Here is a 20,237-nt window from a genome sequence, read left to right as displayed (position 1 = left end):
TCATTCGAGGAGCCGAACGTACTCGGCCGTCCAGAGATCATCGCCGTCATAGCGGACCTGGCAGACGTACTGGACGCGGATCATGGCACCGAAGCCGTTCTCGGCGTCCACGGCGCCGGTGACCTTGTAGGTCGACGCGCCGACGGCGACGGTGGAGGCGCCGGAGAAATCCGCCGTGGAGGGGGCCTTGAGCCGGTCGGCGACGAACTCTTCGCACATGATCTCGGCCATCGCACTGGAGTCGGAGTCCTCGTCGCCTCCGCTGAGGGAGCCGACGACGCACCACACGCAAATGATCACGACGCTGAGCACCGCGATCCCCATGGCGACGAGCTTGGCCTTCTCCGCCTGAGCGTCGGCTATCAGCTGCTCGGGTGTCTTCTCCACCGCCGATTCACCGGACGCGTCGCGCTCCGCGTCATCCGGCGGGCCGTCGCTGTGATCCTCGGGACTGTCCGACATGACGCACCTCCGGCTGGACCCGAGTGCCGGTCGAGTGCGAACTCGGAGTTCATTCATGCCACGGTTCGCGTCCGCCGTCTCGTCCCCCGAGGCGGTCACGGAGTCCGAGCGGGCCTCCCGAAGGTGCTGCCCCGAGGGCCCTACGCCCCCTCCCCCTCCCCCCACAAGCCGCGCAGTGGTCGCAGTCCTTCCTCCACGTAGGACGCGATCGGCCGCACGCCGCCGTCGAGGTACCACTGCTCCAGGGCCCCGAAGTACCCGAACACCAGTGCGTTGGCGGCCACGCGCGCCTGTGTCTCCGTCATCCCCCCGGCGCCGGTGAGCAGCGGCACGATGCGCCGGCTGGCCTGGTCGAAGGCGGCGCACGCCGCCCTGCGCACCGAGGGCTCCAGGAAGAAGTACCGCACGCGGCGCCATGAGACCGGCTCACCGCGCGGGTCCTCCCCCGCGGTGCCGGCCAGCGGCTTCTCGTACTCGACGACGGCGGCGAGGAGGCTGCCGACGGGGTCGCGCACGTCCACGATGTCCTCGACGGCCTCCTGACTGAGGTTGTCGAACTGGTCGGCGACCAGCAGGCCCTCCTTGGTCCCGAAGTACCGGTACACGGTGGCCGGCGAGACCTCCGCCGCCGCGGCGATCTCCTCGATCGTGACCGCGCCGAACCCGCGCTCGTCGAAGAGGTCGAGCGCCCGCTCCTGAATCGTGCGCATGGCCTTGATCCGCCAACGCTCCCGCAACCCTGTGCCCATGGGCCGAGCGTATGGGACAGCACCACGCTTGAGCAAGTCACTCTCTCTAAGAGTTGACGCTTTCGGCGGCGAAAGTTAGAGTCACTCTCATGAGAGAGTCACTATCTGAACTAGCCCGCCCCGTCTCCACCGCCCGACCCCGCCGGCCGGCCGTGTACGCGACCTGGGCCGCCGTCGCCCTGTCCACCGCTCTGGCGATCGCGGCCGCCATCGATCAAGCGGGCACCGAAGCCCTGGCAGAACACGCCCGCGCCGTCTATGAGCCGTACGGAAAGGACCCGAACCCGGGCATGCTCTACGGACTGCTCTTCACCGTCGCCGCCGTGGACCTGGCCCTCTGGCTGGCGGTCCTCCCCGCCGCCCGATCGCGGACCTGGGCGCCGGTACTCGCGATCACCGCCTTCCTGATCACCGCGGGCCTCGCGCTGACACTGCTGGTGACGGCGGAGTACGGGGAGACGATCTTCCCGCCCCTGTGGGGAGCACTCGCCGCACTACCAGCCGTGGCCGGGGTCGCGGCCGTCGCGCTCTTCCTGCGGAGGCGTTGACCGGCCGAGCCCCGGGCATCGAGCCCGGGGCTTCCTCGCCTGATCGGGCGGCGAGCTACAGTAAGCGCTTACCATTCGCAGAAAGCGCTTTCCACCCGCCGGAGGAAGCCGTGCTCGAACTCCCCGCCGAAGACCGCGACCTCTCCCCGCGCACCGGCTGGACCCGCGCGCACTGGGCCGCGGTCGCCGACCACTGGCTCGCCACACTGCGCCGGTACTCCAGTCCCCGGCACGCGCTGCCGGTCCTGCCCGGACGGGTCACCGACTCCGGCGTCCGCCGCGAGGCGCTGGAGGTCTTCGGCCGCAGCTTCCTCATGGCCGCGCCCCGCATCGCCGGCGAGCGGGGACGAGACCCGCTCGGCCTGGCCGACTGGTACGCCGAGGGCCTCGACGCCGGCACGGATCCCGACTCGCCGGAGGCGTGGCCGCTGGGCGCGACCGGCCGCCGGCCGCTGCTCGGCATCACCAACCCGATCGTCGAGGCGGCCAACATCGCCTTCGGCCTCCACCTCACGCGCGAGTGGATCTGGGACCGCCTCGACCGGCCGGTCCGAAAGCGTGTCGCCGCCTGGCTCCTCCATCACGCGCGGACCGAGGTCTTCAACAACAACTGGCAGCTCTTCCCCTCCATGGCCGAGGCGTTCCTGGCCTCCGTCGGCGAGGACACGCGCGGTTGCACCGGGTCGCGCAACGTCGCCCGCGTCGAGTCCTGGCACCTCGGCGGCGGCTGGTTCACCGACGGCCCCGAGCACGCCGTCGACCACTACAACGCCTTCGTCATCCACCCTTATCTGTGGGCGTGGCACCGCATGCGCGGCGACCTCGATCCCGCGGCCGCCCGGCGGCACCTCGACCGCCTCTCGGAGTTCACCGCCTCCTATGCGCGACTCTTCGCGCCCGACGGCTCGGTGCTCCACTTCGGACGGTCCTTGACCTATCGCACGGCGGTCCTCGCCCCGCTGTGGGCCGCGGAGCTGTCGGGCGTGAGCGCGCTGCGGCCCGGCGCGACCCGGCGGCTGGCCAGCGGCGTACTGGCGAACTTCACCGGGCACGGCGTCGGGGCCGACGGACCCCTGACGATCGGCTGGCACGGCGAGCACCTGGCGTCCTCGCAGGCCTACAGCGGCTTCGGGTCGCCCTACCTGGCGGGGATCGGCTTCCTCGGGCTGGCCATGGCCGCCGACCATCCGGTGTGGACGGTCATCGAGGAGCCCCAGCCGACCGACGGCCGCGACGTGCTGACGGTTCTGCCGCAGGCGGGCCTGATCGCGAGCGCGACGTCCGCCGACGGACTGGTCCGGCTCGTCAACCACGGCAGTGACCACTGTGGGCTCCCGGTCGGCGGCGGCGCCGATCCCGACGATCCGCACTACGCGAAGTTCGCCTACAGCAGCCACACAGCGCCCGGCACCGGCTCCTCATGGGAGGAGGGCGCCGACGGGCATCTGGCACTGATCGGCGCGGACGGGCGGTCGAGCCGCCGTGGTCCGCTCCGGGGCTGGTTCACCGAGGGAGCGGTCGCCGCCTCGGCGCACGTCCCGCAGCGCGACGGGAAGGCGTGGGCGGGCACCTCGGTGGTGACGGCGTCCATCGTGGACGGTCCGCACGAACTGCGCTGTCATCTGGTGACCGGGCCGGCCGAATATTCGCTGCGAGAAGGCGGGCACGCCGTCAGCGGCGACGATCCGGGCTCGGGCGCCGACGGTCTCGTCGCCTGGGCCCGAAACGGCGACCTGGTCGCGGCCGTGGCCGGGGTGCACGGATGGGATCGTGCGGAGACGCTCCGGTACGACGACGGGACTGCCATCGGGCCGGTCGCGGCCGTGCCCGTTCTTCGCGCCGACCGGCACGCCGAGACCACCGTCCATGTCGCGCTGCACCTGCTGACGCGCGGGGAGCCCGAGGTCGAAGACGTGGTCGAGGTGAGCGTCGACGGGACGCGGGTCACGGCGGCCTGGCGGTCAGGGGCGAAGACGAGCGTCGACATGGCGACCTTCGTGCCATGGGACGGCCACACCGGCTGAGGGTGTGCGGGCGACCCCACCGTCGGATGAGACCCGAGGGCCGTCCCGCGCGGCCTCGGCTACGCCGTCGGGCGTAGCCGCCGGCACTCCGCCACTCCCGGTGTCGTAGCCACCCGGCCGCCGCCGGCCGGACGACATCGGGGCGCGCGCCGACGATCGTTGCGGGTATGAGTTCTCCCGTCGAAACCGACCGCCTCACCAAGCGCTACGGCGAACTGACCGCCGTGGACCAGGTGACCCTCACCGTCCGGCCGGGCGAGATCTACGGCTTCCTCGGCCCCAACGGCGCGGGCAAGACCACGACCCTTCGCATGCTCCTCGGACTGGTCCGCGCCACTTCGGGAAGCGTGCGGCTCCTGGGCAGCGCTCCCGGCTCGCCGGGGCACCTGGAGCGCGTCGGCGCCCTCATCGAGGGCCCCGGCTTCTGGCCCTACCTGTCGGGCCGCGACAACCTCAAGGTCCTGGCCAGGTACACCGGCACCGGCACCGGCAGCGTCGAGCGCGTGCTCGGCATGGTGGGCCTCGCCGACCGGGCCGGCGACCGCTACCGGACCTACTCGCTCGGCATGAAGCAGCGGCTCGGGGTCGCCGCAGCGCTGCTGAAGGACCCGCGGCTGCTGATCCTCGACGAGCCCACCAACGGCCTCGACCCGGCCGGCATGGCCGACATGCGCGCGCTGATCCGCAAGCTGGGCGCCGACGGCTGCACGGTGCTGCTGTCGAGCCACCTGCTCGGTGAGGTGCAGCAGATCTGCGACCGGGTCGCGGTGATCGCCAAGGGCCGCATCGTCGCCGAGAGCACGGTCGCCGAACTCCGGGGGGACGTGCGGGTGCGCGTCGTCGCCGACCCGATCGAGCTGGCGGCCGACGCGGCCAGGTCGCTGCTGGGCGCCGACCGCGTCACCGTCGCCGACGGCGCGCTGTCCCTCGACCTGGAACCGGCCCGCGCCGGCTGGGTCAACGCCGAGCTCGTCGCCGCCGGCGTCGAGGTACGGGAGCTGGGCCCGCTGGAGCGGGACCTGGAGCAGGTGTTCTTCGAACTGACCGGACAAGGAGAAGGCCATGTGGGGTAGTGCCGCGGCCGAACTGACCAAGATGGTCCGCCGCCCGGCGAACTGGGCGATGGTGGGCGTCGCCCTCATGCTGGGCCTGACCTTCACGTACCTGGTGCCCTACGCCGGAGTCGCCGGTGCCGAGAGCGGCATGCCCAACAGCGATCGAGGGCTCTCGGCCATGCTGCCGGAGCAGCTCGTCGGCAACTCCGTGGCGGGCCTGCCGGTCTTCGTCGGCGGCATCGCCCTGGTCCTTGGCGTGCTGGCCGTCGGTGGCGAGTACGGCTGGGGAACGTGGAAGACGATGCTGACGCAGGGGCCGTCGCGCTCGTCGGTGTACGCGGGGAAGCTCGCCGCCATCGCCGCGGCGTGCCTCGTGCTCGTCTTGTCCCTGTTCGTGTCCGGCGCCGCCGCCAGCGCGTTGATCGCCTCGGCCGAGGACCAGGCACTGGACTGGCCGTCGGCGGGCGAGCTGCTGGTCGGCGTCGGGGCGGGCTGGCTCATCGCGGTGATGTGGGCGGCACTGGGCTCGCTGCTGGCGATCGCGATGCGAGGGCTGGCACTGCCGCTCGGGCTGGGCATGGTGTGGATGCTGGTGGTGCAGAACCTGCTGGCGTCCCTGGCGGCGCCGCTGATCGACGGGGTGGCCGAACTTCAGAAGGGGCTTCCCGGACCGAACGCGGGGTCGCTGGTGTCCTCACTCGGCGCGCCGGGCGGAACTCCGGGCGTCTCGGAGATCGTCGGCTCGGGGCAGGCGACGCTGGTGATCGCGGGATACCTGGCGGTCTTCGTGGCCGCCGGCGCGCTCCTGCTCCGCCGGCGGGACGTGCTCTAGGGCGTGTCCTGGTGGTCTTGTGGGTGCGAGGCGAGGCTCGTTTTTCTTCTGGCAAGCCGTTCTTTCGCCCTGGTACCGGTGTTGTACCTGGGCGAAGGAACGGTGCCGCCAGGGGGAAAACGAGTCCGCCGCAGCCCCACAGTGATCACCAGGACACGACCTAAGGCGCGATCTCGGTGATGACGAAGCCGCTGCGGGGCCTGGTGGGTATCGACGCCGTCGAATACCTCAGGTCCTGCGGCGGCACCTTGTAATCCAGGCGCGCCAGGAAGCGCGCGGCCCGGCCGAGCAGTTCCATGGTGAAGGGCTCGCCGGGACAGCGGTGGCCGCTCTCCGGTTCGCCGCCGCCCTGCGGGATGAGCTGGTAGCGGCCGGGCTCGCGGTGCAGGAAGCGCTCGGGGTCGAAGCGTTCGGGGCGGGGCCAGGTGGCACCGTCGTGGTCGGTGGCGTAGATGTCGAGGACGACCAGGCGCCCCTTCTCGAAATTGTGCCCCCGCCAGCCGAAATCGCTCTTGACGCGAGCGGCGAGCATGGGAGCGAAGGGGAAACGTCGCCGGACCTCGTGGGCGAAGGCGCGTTCGGCGCCCCTCTCACCCGAGGCGACACGCTCGCGCCATTCGGGGTGGTGGTAGAGGGCGAGCGCGGCGAAGGAGACGAACCAGGAGACGGCGACGGTGGGCCGCAGGAGGTTGATCAGTTCGTCGGCCGCGGTGGTCTCGTCGAGCAGGTCTCCGTCGAGCCCGCGGTGGTTGGCGACGGTGGCCAGCGGCGTTCCGAAGGTGGTCTGGAGCCGTCCGTCGCGGGCGCCCTCGATGAACCCGCGGGCCCAGCGGGTGGCGCGTCCTCGCGCGAAGCGTGCCTGGAGGTGCTTCGGGCCGGCGCTGCCGAAACCGTCGACGATCGTCGCGAGGTCGGCGACGCGCTGGGCGCGGTCGGTCTCGGCGGGCAGGTCGGCCCACGCGCAGACGGCTTCGCCGAGGACGTTGACGGCCTCGTCGAAGATGACGGCCTTTCCCTCTCGGCGCCAGCGGCGGGCGGCGGCGTCCCAGTGGGCGTCGGCGAGGTCGGCCACGCGTACGGCGGCCTCGTGGTCGGCCAGTCCGTTGAACATCGCCTTGCGGTGGCGGTGCACCGGCCCGTCGAGGCCGTGGACGGTGCCCTTGCCGAACAGGGTGCGCTTGATGGGCGCGGGTACGGCTCCGGACCGCTCGAAGCGGGTCTCGTCGTAGAAGATCCGGGCGGCCTGGTGGCCGCGCAGGAAGACGACGGGCCGGCCGAGCAGGCGCGCGGCGAAGGCGTCGGTGCCGTAGCGGTCGAAGGCCCGGGACAGGGCGCGGTAGCCGTAGGTGAGGATGGCCGGCGCCATGTCGGTGAAGGGGTGCTCGGCCACCGCGGCCCGGGCCGAACCGTCGTCTCGGCGGCGTGCCGCAGCGTGAGTGCTCATGTCCGGGTCTTACCCGTTCTGAGTCGCTTCGAACCCCTCCGTGGCCGCTTCAATAGGTGTAGGACATGGCGATCAGGAAGACCGTCGACATCGTGGCGGCGGACAGGACACGAGTGACGGGGGCCGGGCTGGGGCGGTTTCGCCAGAGCTGCTTCAGGGCTGTCGGCATCGATCCAATGTGGTGGTCAGACCGCGGCGGCGGGGAGCGTCAGCTCGGCGATGACAGGCCGGTGGTCACCGCCGGGAACGTCGTCGAAGGCGACCGCTTCGACGGCGACGCGCTCGTCGACCAGGACGTGATCGAGCGCCACTCTCGGCGGGACGAGCCCGCGGACGCTGGCGCGGTCGCCGGGGTGCGGTTGCCAGGTGCCGACGAGTCCGGCGCCGGTCGCCGACGCCGCGTCGGTGTAGCCGGAGTCGACGATCTCCCGGAGGGCCGCGTGGTCGAGGGTGGCGTTGAAGTCGCCGGCGAGGATCCGGACGGCACCGTCGGGCGTGGCGCGAGGCAGGCGGGCGAGGTCGGACAGCCAGTCGCCCACACGTTCGGCCTCGTAGGGCGCGAGGGGATGGGTGGCGAGCAGTTCGACGGGGTCCGCTCCGGGCACGGTGAGGGTCACTCCGGTCATCTTGAAGTGGGTGGGGAACTCCAGGGAGGCGTTGCGGGCCAGGGGGAACCGGGAGTAGACGCCGGTCCCGGAAGCGTCGACGCCCGGTGAGAGCTCGCGGTGGGGGTAGCGGATCGCCAGTCCCGCGAGGTCGAGCGCGGCCGCGGCTTCCTCGGTGAGCTCCTGGACGGACAGCACGTCGACGTCGTGTTCGTCGGCGAGGGCGACGACGGCGGCGGCGTCGACGTGTCCGTAGTAGAGGTTGACGGTGGCGACGGTGAGGCGGGGCCCGTTCGCGTCGGTCCCGCCGTCGGCGAAGGCCCGGGGCGCGATGAGCAGGGCGAGGGCCAGTGGGGCGATCAGGGCCGCCAGGGCGGCTCGGGGGCGTCTCAGCGCGAACGCGGCGACGGGTGGGACGAGGGCTGCGAGGACCGCGTAGGGGGTGTAGGACACGAGCAACCGCAGTGGCCAGGTGGTCTCGATACCGAGGATCCGCATGGCGGTGAATGCCGCGGCGAGGACTGCCGCGGTGTAGGTGAGCGCGAGGGCGGCGCGCTTCAGGTGGCGAGGGAAGGCACGGTGTGTTCGGCTGGCGGTCAACGTCGGGCTCCGTTCGGGCGTGGTGGGCACCTATGGAACGCTCCGGGGCGCCTTCGAGGTTCAGTCGCACCCACTTGTGCGTCATTCCCGGCCAAGCCCGGCACATTCGGCATATGGACTCCAAAGGGGCGGCGGTCCTAGGATGGGCGCCCGACCTGAGGAGGCATGCCGATGCGGCCGTTGACCCCACCGGAGGGCGGGCCGGGTTCCTTCGCGACCCTCGGCATGTCCGACGGCGACGAACTCGTCCTCCGGGCGCTGCTGGCGGGGCCGGGCGACACCGCCTCGGGGCTGGCGGCGAGGCTCGGCTGGCGCTCTGCACGGGTGCGCGGGCACCTGTCGTCCTTGGAGGCACTGGGGATGCTCACGCACACCGCCGACCGGCCGACGCGGTTCACGCCCGCGGCGCCGGACGCGGCCGTCGAGATCCTGGCCCTGCGCAGGCGGGAGGAGATCGAGCACGCGCGACTTGAGGCCGCCCGGCTCGCCGAGGAGTTCCGGACGAACGGTCCGCGGGCCGCAGGCTCGCCCGTGACGGTCGTCAGCGGACGGGAGGCCGTCGCGCAGCGCTTCCTCCAGGCGCAGCGGGCGGCGACGGGTGAGGTGCTCGTCCTCGGCCGACCCGCGAGCGCATCGACACCGCATCGGCGGGACGCCGAACTGAGGCGGGAGCAACTGGCGAAAGGGGTGTCGTACCGGGCCGTCTACGACCGAAGCTCCCTCGACGGCCACGCCGCACTCGACGAGGCACGCTCGCTGGCCGCGCTCGGTGAGCGCTGCCGGGTCCTCGACGAGGTCCCCCTCCGTCTGGTGATCGCCGACCGGCGGCTCGGGCTGGTGCCCTCCGCACGGCCCGACGTCCACGAGATCGTCGTGGTGGAGCCCTCGCCACTGCTGGCGGGCCTGGTCGCGCTGTTCGAGTCGCTGTGGCGGCGGGCCGCCCCCCTGTGGCAGCGCGACGAGCGGACGAACCCCGACGGGAGTGGGCTGTCGGCCGGGGACCGCGAACTGCTGTCGCTGTCGGCGGCCGGGCTCACCGACCAGGCGATCGCGCGGCGGCTCGGCGTCTCGCGCCGGACGGTCGAGCGCCGGATGCGGCGGATCATGGACCGGCTCGGCGCCAAGACGCGCTTCCAGGCCGGCCTTCAGGCCGCGCTGCTGGGCGTCATCATCGACACCGCGTGACTCCACCGGCCGGCCTCCAGGGACCGGCCGGCGGGGCGGCTAGGGCTTGTCCGGTGGGTTTTGTGGGTGCGAGACGGAGGTCATTCTTCTTCTGGCCAGACGTTTTGCGGCCCTGGTACCGGAGTTTTACTCGGGCCGCAAAACGGCGCCGCCAGGGGACCTGTGCTCCAAAGAACGCTGAGCCCGTCGCAGCCCCGCAGTGATCCACCGGACACGCCCTAGAAGCCGGCGGTGATGCGGGTGAACTCCCAGTTCTGTTGGGCGATGCCCGAGCAGTTGGCGGTGACCCCGCCGCCCGGGCACGGCCGGTCGCGGTTGACCGCCCAGAACGCCAGGCGGGACAGACCCTTGCCGCTCGCCCAGTCACGGATCTGCGTCCAGGTGGCGACGCTGGTCAGCTCCTGCTGGTCGGACAGGCCGTTCATGCCCGAGATGCCCATGTGGGCGTAGGCCTGCGCGTCGGTCCAGCCGTTGACCGCCTTCAGCTCGTCCTTCAGGCCCTCGGAGGCGTTGACGGTGTTGCCGTACATGTCCGCGCCGCCGCCGAAGTCGAAGGGCATGATCGTGAAGACGTCGACCGGGACCGCCAGGGCCTTGGCCTGCTCGATGAGCCGGCCACCCCAGTAGGTGGGACCGGTCGTGGTCGTGCCGAAGGTCAGGATCGTGGTGATGCCCGGATTGTTCTGCTCCACGATCTTGAGCGCGCCCAGAATGCGGTCTTGGACCTCGGCGTTCTCGAACTCGTCGGTGTTCTCGATGTCGACGTCGATGGCCTTGAGGCCGTAGGCGTCGATGACCTGCTGGTAGGCGCCGGCCAGGGCCTGCGCGCTGGAGCAGTTCGGGCCGAGCTTGTTGCCCGACCAGCCTCCGATCGACGGGACGATGTCGCCGCCGGCCGCCTTGATCTCGGCGATGGCCGCGGCATCGGCGCCGCCTTGCAGCGGGCGCTGACCGTCCCAAGCGGGATTGCAGCCGCCGGAGGACAGGATGAAGGCCATGGTGAACCATTTGACGCCGGTGGCGTTCATGACCGTCGAAGGGCTCGGGGGCTCGCCCCAGCCCAGGTAGAGGTAGGGCGCGGCGGTCTTCGTGGCGAGCGCCACCGGGGCGCGTTCGGTGCTCGCGGTGGTGTCGGCCGGTGTCGCGGCCTGGCCCGTACCGGGGGCCAGGAACGCGACGGTGAGGACTGTTAAGGCCGTGAGGGCGGTGATCGGATGGAGTCGTCGCATGGTCGTCCGTTCCCCCGGCGACGACATTGTGGGGTCTCGCCGGGATGGTGGTGGTCGATCCGGCGGTCTCCCGGGTGGCGCCGCGAGGGCGCCGCCGTGCACTGTAAGGAAAGCTCACCGGATGCTCGGTGGCTTGGAGCATAGTGCGTTTCCGGCTTTTCGGGAACTGACGGATCTGCGACGGTGTCGCAGATCCGTCAGTCGCTCAGTGCGGCGCGGTCGAGGCGGGCAGACCTCGCGGCCCTGATCGGACTCGGCTGCGACGAGTAGGGGACCTTCCCGTCGTCGGTCCCGCGGCGGCACGCGGCTGCTGCCGGCGCAACCGTGCGGCGGGGACCCCGCCGAAGCAGACCGCGGTGCCATTCCGGCCGGCCGAAGGGGCCGGTCAGGGCTCTTCGGGGCTCGTCCGGCGATCCACCGGACGCATTCGGGCCGTCAGCGTCCGAGGAGGTGTGCCTGGGCGGCGCGAAGGGACTCGATGTCGCGGTCGGATCCGGGGCGGGCGAGACGGTCGAGTTCCTCCCACGCCTTGGCGAGCGCGTCGAGCAGGACACGCCGTTCGGCGTGGTGTCTGCCGGTCAGCTGTTCGCGCAGGGTCTGGAGCCGGTTCGCCCAGCCCGCGTTGACGGTCGCACGCCAGTCGGCGTCGGGTGGGGGCGCGGCGTGCTGTGCGCGCAGCGCCGAGGCGGGCACGATCGCGGCGATCGGGCGCGGGTCGCCGTCGCGGGTCACGACGGTCGTCGAGTTGTTGAGTTCGGCGAGGGACACGAGCTGTGTGAACCGGATGCGAGCCTCGCGCAGCGGTATCGACGCGGGCCCCGGTTCGAGATTCCGGGCGGCCATGTACGCAGAGTCCCGGAGGGGTACGACATTTCACGACGGGTTCCCGGGCGGATTGTTCGAACACCGTCCACAAGGGAGCGCTAGGGCGCCGGAGAGGGCGGACCGAGTCGCGAGACGACCGCCGCGAAGGCCTCGGCGATCCGGTCGATCGGGGCCTCGCTGTGCGTGGCGGTCACGCAGACGCGGATCAGCCCAACCCCGGCGGGCCGAGTCGACGAGGGAGGCGTGGTTGGCCATGTCGGCGAACACGGCGTCGCCCCTGCCCAGCAAGGTGGTGCCCGTCATGATCGGGGCTCCCGGCCGCAGCGCCGGTGCTCGGTGGGCGGCCCCGCCCGGCGGGCGGGGCCGGGCGGTCAGCCGATCGCGAATTTGCGGGTGTTCTGGAAGGACTGCTGGAGCCAGCGGCCCCACTTCTTCACCATCACGTTGGTGTTGGCCGACTCCGAGTCCTCCCGGCACGGCGCGTCCGGCTCGATGAGCAGGCAGGAGGTTCGGACGATGACGGCGAGGTTCGGGCCGGCGAAGGTCACCTCCTCGGAGAGGACCCGGATGTGGGTCGGATCCATGAAGTTGTCGAAGTAGTACTGCATGCCGGTGGCGATACCGTCGCGGGTGCTCAGATGGTCTCCGTTGAAGGTGACCAGGTCGGCGTCGTGCCAGAAGGTGGCGGCGAAGCCCGCGCCGTCCTCGGCGAACCAGGCCGCCTGCTGGTCGGCGAGGATCCGGGCGAATGCCGTGAGGTCGGCGTGCCGGCCGGTCGCCGTGTCGGCGGCCGGCTCGGCGGAGGCCACGGCGGATCCGGTGAGGGTCGAGACGAGCGCGGCGAGGGCGATCGCCGCCTTGTGCCGGTGCTTGCGCATCGGTGCTCCTTCGGTCGGGCCGGTGGAGGTGCCGGCCCGGCCGACGCTAAGCGCGCGGCATCCGCCCCGGCGTCATCCCGAAGTTGCGTCCGTCCCGTCATCCGCGGTGGTATCCCGCCCGGCCCCGTACGTCCTGAGTGGACGGATGTGCACGCCGTGTGCGCACGGCCCCGTAGGCTCCGACCGTCTCGTCCGTGATCTTCACAAGGAGTCAACGTGCGCATCCTCAACGCTATCGGCGACCGCCTCCTCGCCCGGATCCTGCCCGCGTCGAAGGCCTCGGCCGCCGCCGAGCCCTTCTGCCGTTTCGAGTGCCGCGGCGCCCACGGCGTCTCGTGGTGCTGTTTCGACGCCGAGGGCAACTTCATCGGCTGCACCGACACCGGTGAGGACTGCTGACCTGCACTTTCACGCCGCCCGGTCACATGCGCCCGGGCGGCCCGGCGGCGCCCGGCGGGGGTGGGTAGTGGTGACCTACGTCGGAAGTGTGGTTTACCCCAAGGTGCGCGGGGTCGCCATCGCATAGCTTCACTCCTGTGACGTTGACTAATGAACCCACCGGCATCGCGGGCTGGGCCGTAGGCCTTATGGAGACGCTCGGCGGACCCGGTGCGGGGCTGGCCATCGCCCTGGAGAACCTCTTCCCGCCCCTGCCGAGCGAGCTGATCCTTCCCCTGGCCGGCTTCACCGCCAGCAGGGGCGACATGACCCTCTTCGAGGCGCTGTTCTGGACGACCCTCGGATCGGTCGTCGGAGCGGTCGCCCTCTACCTCATCGGCGCCGCCCTCGGTCGCGACCGGGTGCGCGCGATCGCGGCGAAGCTGCCGCTGGTCAAGCTCTCCGACGTGGACCGCACCGAGGCGTGGTTCGACCGGCACGGCCGCAAGGCGGTGTTCTTCGGCCGGATGATCCCGATCTTCAGGAGTCTCATCTCCATCCCCGCCGGGGTCTCGGGGATGTCGCTGCCGGCGTTCCTGCTGTACACGACGGCCGGGAGCCTCATCTGGAACAGCGCGCTGGTGCTCTCCGGCTACTACCTCGGCGAGAAATGGCACATCGTGGAGTCCTACGTCGGCGTCCTGTCGAAGGTGATCCTCGGCGCCGTGCTCGTCGCCGTGGTCTGGTGGATCGTCAAGCGACTGCGCGCCAGGCGCGAAGGTCAGGAGTCCAGGTAGCGCAGCACGGCCTGCACGCGGCGGCTGTACCCGTCGCCGCGTGCCAGTCCCAGCTTCCCGAAGATCGCCGCCGCGTGCTTTTCGACCGCACTGAGCGACATGTGCAGTTTCGCCGAGATACGGGCGTTGGTCCACCCCTGGGCCATCACGTCGAGGACTTCCCGCTCCCGCGCGGTCAGCGTGGCGAGCGGGTCGACGTGTGTCGTGCGGGCGAGCAGCTGCCGCACGACCTCGGGGTCGAAGGCGCCTCCCCCGCGCGCGACCCGCTCCAAGGCGTCGAGGAACTCGCCGACGTGCATCACGCGGTCCTTGAGCAGGTAGCCCACTCCCCCGCTCTGCTCGGCGATCAGCTCGGTCGCGTACCGCTTCTCGACGTACTGGGACAGCACCAGAACCCCGACCCCGGGCATCTCCCGGCGGATGCGGAGGGCCGCGCGCAGCCCTTCGTCGGTGTGTCCGGGAGGCATGCGCACGTCGACGCAGACCGCGTCGACTCCCTCGGGCCCGATGGCCGCGAGGGCCGCCATCAGCTCGTCGGCGTCACCGACGGCGGCGACGATCTCGTGGCCCTCCTCGGCGAGGAGCCGGACGAGGCCCTCGCGCAGGAGGGTCGAGTCCTCGGCGATGATCACGCGCATGGCAGCTCCGCTCTCACGACGGTCGGTCCTCCGGCCGGGCTGTCCACGGAGAAGACGCCGTCGACGGCGGCGACCCTCCGCGCGAGCCCGGACAGGCCTCCCCCGCCCGGGTCGGCCCCGCCCGATCCGGCATCGGTCACCGACACGCTCAGCCGGTCGCCGTTCACGCTCACTTCCACCTCTATCCACGGGGCACCGGAGTGCTTCGACGCGTTGGTCACCGACTCGCTGACCACGAAATAGGCCACCGTCTCCAGCTCGATGTCGAGCCGCGATTCGAGACGGCAGTCGAGCCGGACGGGGATGACGCTGCGTTCGACGACGGCCTCCAGCGCCGGGAGCAGGCCGCCGTCGTCGAGAGCGGTGGGGAACACACGCCAGGAGACCTCGCGCAGGTCCCGCAGGACCTCGGCGGCCTCCTCGTGGGCCTGGCGGAGCAGTTCGTCCGTGCGGCCGGGGTCGCCGCCCCGGCGGGCGCGGCCGAGGAGCATCCCGAGGGCGACCATGCGCTGCTGCACGCCGTCGTGGAGGTCGCGTTCGATGCGGCGGCGCTCGTCGTTGACCGCCGACATCACCGCGGCGCGGCTGGCGGCCAGCTCCCCGACTCGCCGCTCCAGTTCCTCGGTGCCGCTCGGCCCGAGCAGGTCGCGGGCGAGCCGCTTCTCGACCGTGGCGAGGCCGGACATGCCCTGGATGTCGATGAACAGCAGGACGAGGCCGAGGAAGACGTTGACCAGGAACAGTGAGAGGCCGTCGTTGAACTTTCCGACGGCGAGCTGCGAGATCAAGACCCCCGCGAGGACGGCGCCCATGCCCAGCAGGAACACGATGAGCCCGCCGGCCGCGCCGACCCAGATGCGGGCGCCCAGGTAGGCCAGGACGCGCCTGCCGGTGTAGGTGCCGGTGCCCGGGTCACCGAAGAAGTAGTGCAGCCTGCGGGTCTCCAGCCGGGCGAGCCGGTGGGCGCGGTCGAAGGCGGCGCGCCGGACGGCCGTGCGCGGCCGGTTCCAGTAGGCGACGGCCGCGTAAGCGACGCCGTGCCCGACGAGGAAGAACAGTTCGGCGAGCGCGGTGAGCGCGCCGACGCTGAGTCCGGCGACGAGCAGCCCTCCGCGCCGGGCGAGCGGCGTCAGTCGGGAGCGGAGGGTCGGCTGCGGCACGGTGACACGGTACGTTGCCACCGCGCGGGCGGTGGCGGGAGCCGGAGGGCCGCGTGGCGGCCCTCCGGGTCAGCGCCGGTAGGTGCTCGTCCGGTCACCGTTGTGCACGGTCATGGTCGTGCCGTCGAAGGTGACAAGGCTCGCGACGGGGGTTCCCACGACGCTGAAGGAGACGTGTCCCCCTGCGGCTCGGTGAAAGGTCACGCCCGGTGGGGCGGCGGCCAGCTCGACGCTCATCACTTCGCCGTGGGGGCTGCTCACCGCCCAGAAGGTCAGGGCGGTGCCTCGTGCGAAGTGGTGGCGCAGGAAGGTCGCGGGTTCGGGCGAGTCGACGGGGGCCGCGCCGAGGAGTTCGACGTGGTCGAGGGGCCCGAACTCGGTCTCGCGCGCGGTGAGCCAGTTCCGGTATTCGTCGTCCGTGAGTCCTTCGACGAGGCGCAGCGTCTCCTCGGGGGTGGCGAGTCCGGGTGGGGACGTCGCGGTGAACAGGTCGCCGAAAGCTTCGGCGTGGTCGGTGGTGAGGCGAATTCCTTCGGGGTGGGCGGCCACGGTGATGGTCGCGCCGGTGTCGGCGCGGTAGGTCCCGGCAAGCGCGGCGTCGGCGGCGGGATCGGGTGCCACCGTGGGCGGTGGGGACGGCAGGTCCTCGCCGGACAGTAGGGCGCGTGCCAAGCGGTCGACGACGTCTTCGGCGAGAACACGGCGGTCGGCACTGAGGACGACGACGGTGAGGTCGCGGTCGGGGACGGCCAGCCACATGCTGCTGTGGTGGATGGCCGGGGTGCCTCCGGCGGCGGCGATGGCCTCGATGCCGGGGAGCAGTTCGCCCAGTGAGCTCTCCAGCGCGAGCTCCCTCGTCGGCGGTGAGAGGAGGGGGCCGGTGAACAGCGATCGGTCGAGTGCGACGAGGTCGTCCACGGTGGACACCAGTCCCCCTGCTCCGCGCAGGGACCAGCTCACCGGCGGCAGCTGCGAGGGCGCGCCGGCGGGGCCCTCCGCGCTGCTTCCGGGTGCCTCCTCGCGGCCTGCCGGTGGCGGCTCGGCGTGGAATCCGGTGCCGCTCATGCCGGCCGGGTCGAAGATCTCGCTGGTGAGGTAGTCCTCGTAGCCGAGGCCCGACGCCTTCTCGATGATCATGGCGAGGAGCGTGTATCCACTGTTGGAGTAGGACTCATCGGTGCCCGGTTCGAACAGCAGCGGTTGTGCGAGGATCCGGCGCAGCGCCTCGGCGCGGTCGATCTGTTCCTCGTCGGCGCCGTGGGTGTCGGCGAGGCCGGCGGTATGGGACATGAGCTGCTCGACGGTGATCGCGGCCTTAGCGCCCGTGACCTCGGGAAGCAGGTCGCCGAGCGTCTGGTCGAGCGCGACACGGCCCTGGTCGGCCAGTCGCCAGACGGCCAGCGCGGTGACGGGCTTGGTCAGGGAGCCGAGGGCCATCCGCGTGCCGGTGCCGATCGTGCCCGCTCCGCCCGGGGTGAGCGCCCCGAACCCGGCGGAGACGGTGGTGTCGCCATGCTCGACGATCGCGACGGCTCCACGCAGGCCCCAGGGGACCAGCGACTGCGCCCACACGTGCGCGGGCTCGGCCTCGGGCGTGAGGATCTGCTCGGTCTCGGGTTCGCATGCCGCGAGCAGGAACACGGCGGCGGTCAGCGCCGCCCAGCACCGCGGCCTCACTGGTCCCTCACCGCGAACAGCGCGCTTCCGGCGACCAGGGCGGCGGCCGAGTAGGCGGCGAGGACGCCGAGGCCGCCCAGCGGGCCGATCGGAAGACTGTCGAGGCCGACGGTCGACTGGACGCTGAGGCCGGCCGTCATGGGCGTGAACCTGTCGAGGAGCTCGCGCCATTCCGGGTCGGTCACGACGAGCCCGGCGATGGGGGCGACGAAGAGGAGGACGAACACCGCCGTGATGGTCCCGGCGGTGTCGCGGATGACCAGCGCGGCGCCGAGCGCGAGGAGTGCGACGAGGACGAGGTAGCCGACGCTTCCGCCGGCCGCGCGCAACGTCGGGCCGTCGGCGAGGGACGGCGGCGGGTATCCGTCGGCCTCGGTGAATCCGTTGCCGGGGAGGATGAGCCGCCCCGCCACCAGCGAGCCGAGCACGCCGAGCGTCCCGGCGCCGGCCACCGCGGCGGCCACGACGACCGCCTTGGCCGCGAGGACCGTCAGGCGCCGAGGGCCGGCGATGAGCGTCTGGCGCATGGTCCCGGTGGCGTACTCGCCGCTGACGGCGAGCACGGCCAGGACGACCACGACGATCTGGCCGAGGCGGATCCCGCCGAGGCTGAGCTTCACGGTGTCCTCGAAGCACTCCGCCGGGGTCGGGCAGTGCCGGGTGTCGGTCGACAGGATGCCGACGAGGCTCGCGGCGACGATCGCGAGGACGGTGCCGGCCAGCAGCCAGCCGGTGCTCGGGAGGGTCCGCAGTTTCGTCCACTCGGCGTGGATCGCGCGCCTCACGCGTCCCTCCGCTTCTGCCGCCAGAGGGCGAAGGCCATGGCGGCCGCCGCGTAGGCGCACAGGACGGCGAGACCGGCCTCGGGACCGATCGCGACGTCGTAGCGGGCGACGGTTTGCTGGACGGCGAAACCGGCGGCTGGCGTGAGCCGTTCCACCCAGTTCGCCGCCGACAGGGGCAGCCCTGACGCGGCGACCTGCGGAACGAGCAGGGCGAGCAGGACGAGGGCGATGGCGACGGCGCTGTGCCGGATGAGCGAGCCGACGGCCAGGGCGAGGATCGCGGCGGCGGCGACCATGACGCCGGTGCCGATGAGCGCCCGCAGCACGGGCCAGGCGAAGAGGTCCGGCAACGGGGGTACGACGCCGCCGGCGGAGGCCAGGGCGAAGGATCCGAGCGCGGCGAGCAGGCCCGCGGCGAATCCGGCGCCGCCGATGACGATGGCCTTGGCCAGAAGGACGCGGCCGCGCGCCGGACTGACCAGGAAGCTCGTGCGGATCATGCCGCGCCGGTACTCGGCGGTGATGAACAGGACCGCCAGCGAGATCACCGCGCACAGTCCGATGAGGACGGAGGTGAGCGTCATGCGGGTGGCGTCGGGCGAGAACATGTCGGGTCCGAGGTCCCCGGTGCCGGTAACGGTGACGGCGGTGCCTGAGACGGTGTAGCCGGTGCGGTCGTCGGTCACGGCTGGTCCGGTGGGGTGCTCGCGTTCGCCCCACTCCGGCGCGAGGTCGCCGGTGAAGGCCAGGGACCCGAACACGGCGGTGGTCTCGACGGTGTTGCCGGAGATGCTCTCGGTGCCGAACTGGCGGGTGACGACGACCTCGTCGGGTACGGCGACGAAGAGCCCGGCGAGCGTCTTGGCGGGCAGACCGGGCAGTTCGACGGTGCCGACGCCGGTCCAGTTGATCCCGTCGGGCGATTCGAGGGCGGTGACGGTCGTGCCCGTCAGGGTCAGGCGCAGCCACGTGGGCGAGGCCGCTGACGAGCCGGCCAGGTCCGTGCCGGTGCCGGACTTGAAGCGCACGCCGTGTTCGGGGGTGACCATGACGGCTGCGTAGTCGGCGCCCGGCTCCTCGGCGGCACGGATCATCAGGCCCGCCTTGGCCCAGCCGCCGCCCTCCTGCGAGTCGACGCGGACGATGAGGTCGCCGTCGCCGGTCAGTTCGCGGTGGACGAAGTGGCCCCGGTCCTGGAAGGGTTCGAGCGGGTTGTGGGCGACCGGGGGGCCACCGCCGTCGCCACCGGAGTTGTCCTGGCCCGCGCCGAGCGCGGCGAGTCCGGCGACGAGGACGCTGAGCAGGACGGCGGCGGCGAGGGTGAGCAGCCAGCGTGGCACGGTGACCAGTTTGGTCAGTTCGGCTCGGACGAGGCCGCCGAAGCCGGCTCCGGTGGTCTCGACGCGGCTGCGGTAGGCGGTCGTGGTCACGACGCCTCCCCTGCGAGGGCGCGGAACTCCACCGCGTCGCGGGTCAGTTCCATGTAAGCCTCTTCCAGGGTCGCGCGGTGCTCGGCGATGCCGCTGAAGGCGACACCGGAGCCGGTGAGGAGTTCGACGATGCGCGCGGCGGTCAGCTCCGCGACGACGAGCGTCTCGGCGTCGGTGACGGCGACGGTGGCGCCCGCCGCCGTGAGGACGGCCATCGCCTCACGGCGCTGATCGGTGCGCAGTTCCACACGGTCCCCGGAGGCCGAGGCGAGCAGCTCCCGCACGCCGGTGTCGGCGACCAGCCGGCCCCGGCCGATGACCAGGAGGTGGTCGGCGCTGCCCTCCAGTTCGCTCATCAGGTGGCTGGACACCAGGACCGCGCGCCCCTCGGCGGCCAGCGAGCGCAGCAGGCCGCGGATCCAGCGGATGCCTTCGGGATCGAGTCCGTTGACCGGTTCGTCGAGCATGAGCACGGGCGGGTCGCCGAGGAGCGCGGCGGCGATGCCGAGCCGCTGGCACATGCCAAGGGAGTAGCCGCCCGCGGGCCGGTGGGCGGCCGACCCGAGTCCGACGAGCTCGATGACCTCGTCGACGCGGGAGGCCGGGAGGCCGTTGGCGCGGGCCATCCACAGGAGATGGTTGCGGGCGCGGCGGCCGGGGTGGATCGCCGAGGCGTCGAGCATGACGCCGATCTCGCGCAGAGGGGCGCGCAGGTCCCGGTAGGGCCGCCCGCCGACAAGCGCGGTTCCACGGTCGGGCCGGTCGAGGCCGACGATGGCGCGCATGGTGGTGGACTTCCCGGCGCCGTTGGGGCCGACGAAACCGGTGACCTGGCCCGGCGGGACAGTGAAGCTCAGGTCGTCGACGGCGACGGTGGGCCCGAAGCGCTTGTGCAGGCCCCGGACTTCGATGGTTGCTTCCATGCTCCAGACGCTA

20 protein-coding genes are annotated in these 20,237 nt (G+C 71.9%); 7 read left to right on the top strand and 13 right to left on the bottom strand.

Annotated elements, in window-relative coordinates:
- Together AB0I28_RS02740 and AB0I28_RS02735 are read right to left on the bottom strand one after the other, a co-directional pair.
- The gene (locus tag AB0I28_RS02740; protein WP_357488947.1) at window positions 1–462 is read right to left on the bottom strand and encodes a hypothetical protein; all 462 of its coding nucleotides are present in this window, start codon (window positions 460–462) and stop codon (window positions 1–3) included.
- Window positions 463–602: 140 nt separating this feature from the next.
- On the bottom strand, window positions 603–1,211 hold the full coding sequence (locus tag AB0I28_RS02735) for a helix-turn-helix domain-containing protein (protein WP_357488946.1): 609 nt from the start codon (window positions 1,209–1,211) through the stop codon (window positions 603–605).
- Between the two features lie 89 nt (window positions 1,212–1,300).
- Here AB0I28_RS02735 and AB0I28_RS02730 point away from each other — a divergent pair, with 89 nt between their 5' ends.
- The 4 genes from AB0I28_RS02730 (at window position 1,301) to AB0I28_RS02715 (ending at window position 5,670) form a co-directional block, all read left to right on the top strand.
- The gene (locus AB0I28_RS02730) at window positions 1,301–1,759 is read left to right on the top strand and encodes a hypothetical protein (RefSeq protein ID WP_357488945.1); all 459 of its coding nucleotides are present in this window, start codon (window positions 1,301–1,303) and stop codon (window positions 1,757–1,759) included.
- A 110-nt stretch (window positions 1,760–1,869) separates the two neighbouring features.
- Window positions 1,870–3,783, top strand: a complete 1,914-nt coding sequence (locus tag AB0I28_RS02725) for a DUF2264 domain-containing protein (RefSeq protein ID WP_357488944.1) — start codon at window positions 1,870–1,872, stop codon at window positions 3,781–3,783.
- 167 nt (window positions 3,784–3,950) lie between these two features.
- Complete coding sequence (locus AB0I28_RS02720) at window positions 3,951–4,856, top strand: ABC transporter ATP-binding protein (RefSeq protein ID WP_357488943.1); 906 nt, start codon at window positions 3,951–3,953, stop codon at window positions 4,854–4,856.
- Entirely contained in the window at window positions 4,846–5,670 is an 825-nt protein-coding gene (locus AB0I28_RS02715; protein ID WP_357488942.1) for an ABC transporter permease, read from the top strand. Before AB0I28_RS02720 ends, AB0I28_RS02715 begins: the two co-directional genes overlap by 11 nt.
- Window positions 5,671–5,830: 160 nt before the next feature.
- Here the strand turns inward: AB0I28_RS02715 and AB0I28_RS02710 are convergent, their stop codons facing one another.
- Together AB0I28_RS02710 and AB0I28_RS02705 are read right to left on the bottom strand one after the other, a co-directional pair.
- The gene (locus AB0I28_RS02710) at window positions 5,831–7,114 is read right to left on the bottom strand and encodes a cytochrome P450 (protein WP_357488941.1); all 1,284 of its coding nucleotides are present in this window, start codon (window positions 7,112–7,114) and stop codon (window positions 5,831–5,833) included.
- A gap of 185 nt (window positions 7,115–7,299) precedes the next feature.
- The gene (locus tag AB0I28_RS02705; RefSeq protein WP_357488940.1) at window positions 7,300–8,319 is read right to left on the bottom strand and encodes an endonuclease/exonuclease/phosphatase family protein; all 1,020 of its coding nucleotides are present in this window, start codon (window positions 8,317–8,319) and stop codon (window positions 7,300–7,302) included.
- A gap of 171 nt (window positions 8,320–8,490) precedes the next feature.
- Between AB0I28_RS02705 and AB0I28_RS02700 the strand changes: the two genes are divergently transcribed.
- Window positions 8,491–9,504: a LuxR C-terminal-related transcriptional regulator gene (locus AB0I28_RS02700; protein WP_357488939.1), complete on the top strand. Its 1,014-nt coding sequence runs from the start codon at window positions 8,491–8,493 to the stop codon at window positions 9,502–9,504.
- Window positions 9,505–9,722: 218 nt separating this feature from the next.
- Here the strand turns inward: AB0I28_RS02700 and AB0I28_RS02695 are convergent, their stop codons facing one another.
- The 3 genes from AB0I28_RS02695 to AB0I28_RS02685 all read right to left on the bottom strand — a co-directional run bounded on the left by AB0I28_RS02695 (window position 9,723) and on the right by AB0I28_RS02685 (window position 12,436).
- Entirely contained in the window at window positions 9,723–10,733 is a 1,011-nt protein-coding gene (locus AB0I28_RS02695; protein ID WP_357488938.1) for a chitinase, read from the bottom strand.
- Between the two features lie 435 nt (window positions 10,734–11,168).
- On the bottom strand, window positions 11,169–11,576 hold the full coding sequence (locus tag AB0I28_RS02690) for a type II toxin-antitoxin system Phd/YefM family antitoxin (RefSeq protein WP_357488937.1): 408 nt from the start codon (window positions 11,574–11,576) through the stop codon (window positions 11,169–11,171).
- A gap of 353 nt (window positions 11,577–11,929) precedes the next feature.
- Window positions 11,930–12,436, bottom strand: a complete 507-nt coding sequence (locus AB0I28_RS02685) for an SgcJ/EcaC family oxidoreductase (protein WP_357488936.1) — start codon at window positions 12,434–12,436, stop codon at window positions 11,930–11,932.
- Window positions 12,437–12,652: 216 nt separating this feature from the next.
- Between AB0I28_RS02685 and AB0I28_RS02680 the strand changes: the two genes are divergently transcribed.
- Window positions 12,653–12,835 carry a hypothetical protein gene (locus AB0I28_RS02680; RefSeq protein WP_357488935.1) on the top strand — a complete coding sequence of 61 codons (183 nt, stop codon included), beginning with the start codon at window positions 12,653–12,655 and terminating at the stop codon, window positions 12,833–12,835.
- Window positions 12,836–13,023: 188 nt separating this feature from the next.
- On the top strand, window positions 13,024–13,611 hold the full coding sequence (locus AB0I28_RS02675; protein WP_357489287.1) for a DedA family protein: 588 nt from the start codon (window positions 13,024–13,026) through the stop codon (window positions 13,609–13,611).
- On the opposite strand, the gene AB0I28_RS02670 is transcribed toward AB0I28_RS02675, so the two are convergent.
- From AB0I28_RS02670 to AB0I28_RS02645, 6 genes are all read right to left on the bottom strand, one after another.
- The gene (locus tag AB0I28_RS02670; protein WP_357488934.1) at window positions 13,596–14,249 is read right to left on the bottom strand and encodes a response regulator transcription factor; all 654 of its coding nucleotides are present in this window, start codon (window positions 14,247–14,249) and stop codon (window positions 13,596–13,598) included. The genes AB0I28_RS02675 and AB0I28_RS02670 overlap by 16 nt on opposite strands.
- A complete protein-coding gene (locus AB0I28_RS02665) occupies window positions 14,240–15,409 on the bottom strand; it encodes a histidine kinase (RefSeq protein ID WP_357488933.1) in 1,170 nt (389 codons plus the stop codon). The genes AB0I28_RS02670 and AB0I28_RS02665 overlap by 10 nt, the downstream gene beginning before the upstream one ends.
- A gap of 69 nt (window positions 15,410–15,478) precedes the next feature.
- The gene (locus tag AB0I28_RS02660; RefSeq protein WP_357488932.1) at window positions 15,479–17,086 is read right to left on the bottom strand and encodes a serine hydrolase domain-containing protein; all 1,608 of its coding nucleotides are present in this window, start codon (window positions 17,084–17,086) and stop codon (window positions 15,479–15,481) included.
- The gene (locus AB0I28_RS02655; RefSeq protein WP_357488931.1) at window positions 17,083–17,871 is read right to left on the bottom strand and encodes an ABC transporter permease; all 789 of its coding nucleotides are present in this window, start codon (window positions 17,869–17,871) and stop codon (window positions 17,083–17,085) included. The genes AB0I28_RS02660 and AB0I28_RS02655 overlap by 4 nt, the downstream gene beginning before the upstream one ends.
- Entirely contained in the window at window positions 17,868–19,301 is a 1,434-nt protein-coding gene (locus tag AB0I28_RS02650) for a hypothetical protein (RefSeq protein ID WP_357488930.1), read from the bottom strand. Before AB0I28_RS02650 ends, AB0I28_RS02655 begins: the two co-directional genes overlap by 4 nt.
- Window positions 19,298–20,224 carry an ATP-binding cassette domain-containing protein gene (locus tag AB0I28_RS02645; RefSeq protein WP_357488929.1) on the bottom strand — a complete coding sequence of 309 codons (927 nt, stop codon included), beginning with the start codon at window positions 20,222–20,224 and terminating at the stop codon, window positions 19,298–19,300. The genes AB0I28_RS02650 and AB0I28_RS02645 overlap by 4 nt, the downstream gene beginning before the upstream one ends.
- Window positions 20,225–20,237: the final 13 nt, after the last annotated feature.

It is taken from the genome of Phytomonospora sp. NPDC050363 (assembly GCF_040655735.1).
Lineage (GTDB): Bacteria > Actinomycetota > Actinomycetes > Mycobacteriales > Micromonosporaceae > Phytomonospora.
This window is presented reverse-complemented; position numbering and strand designations above follow the sequence as displayed.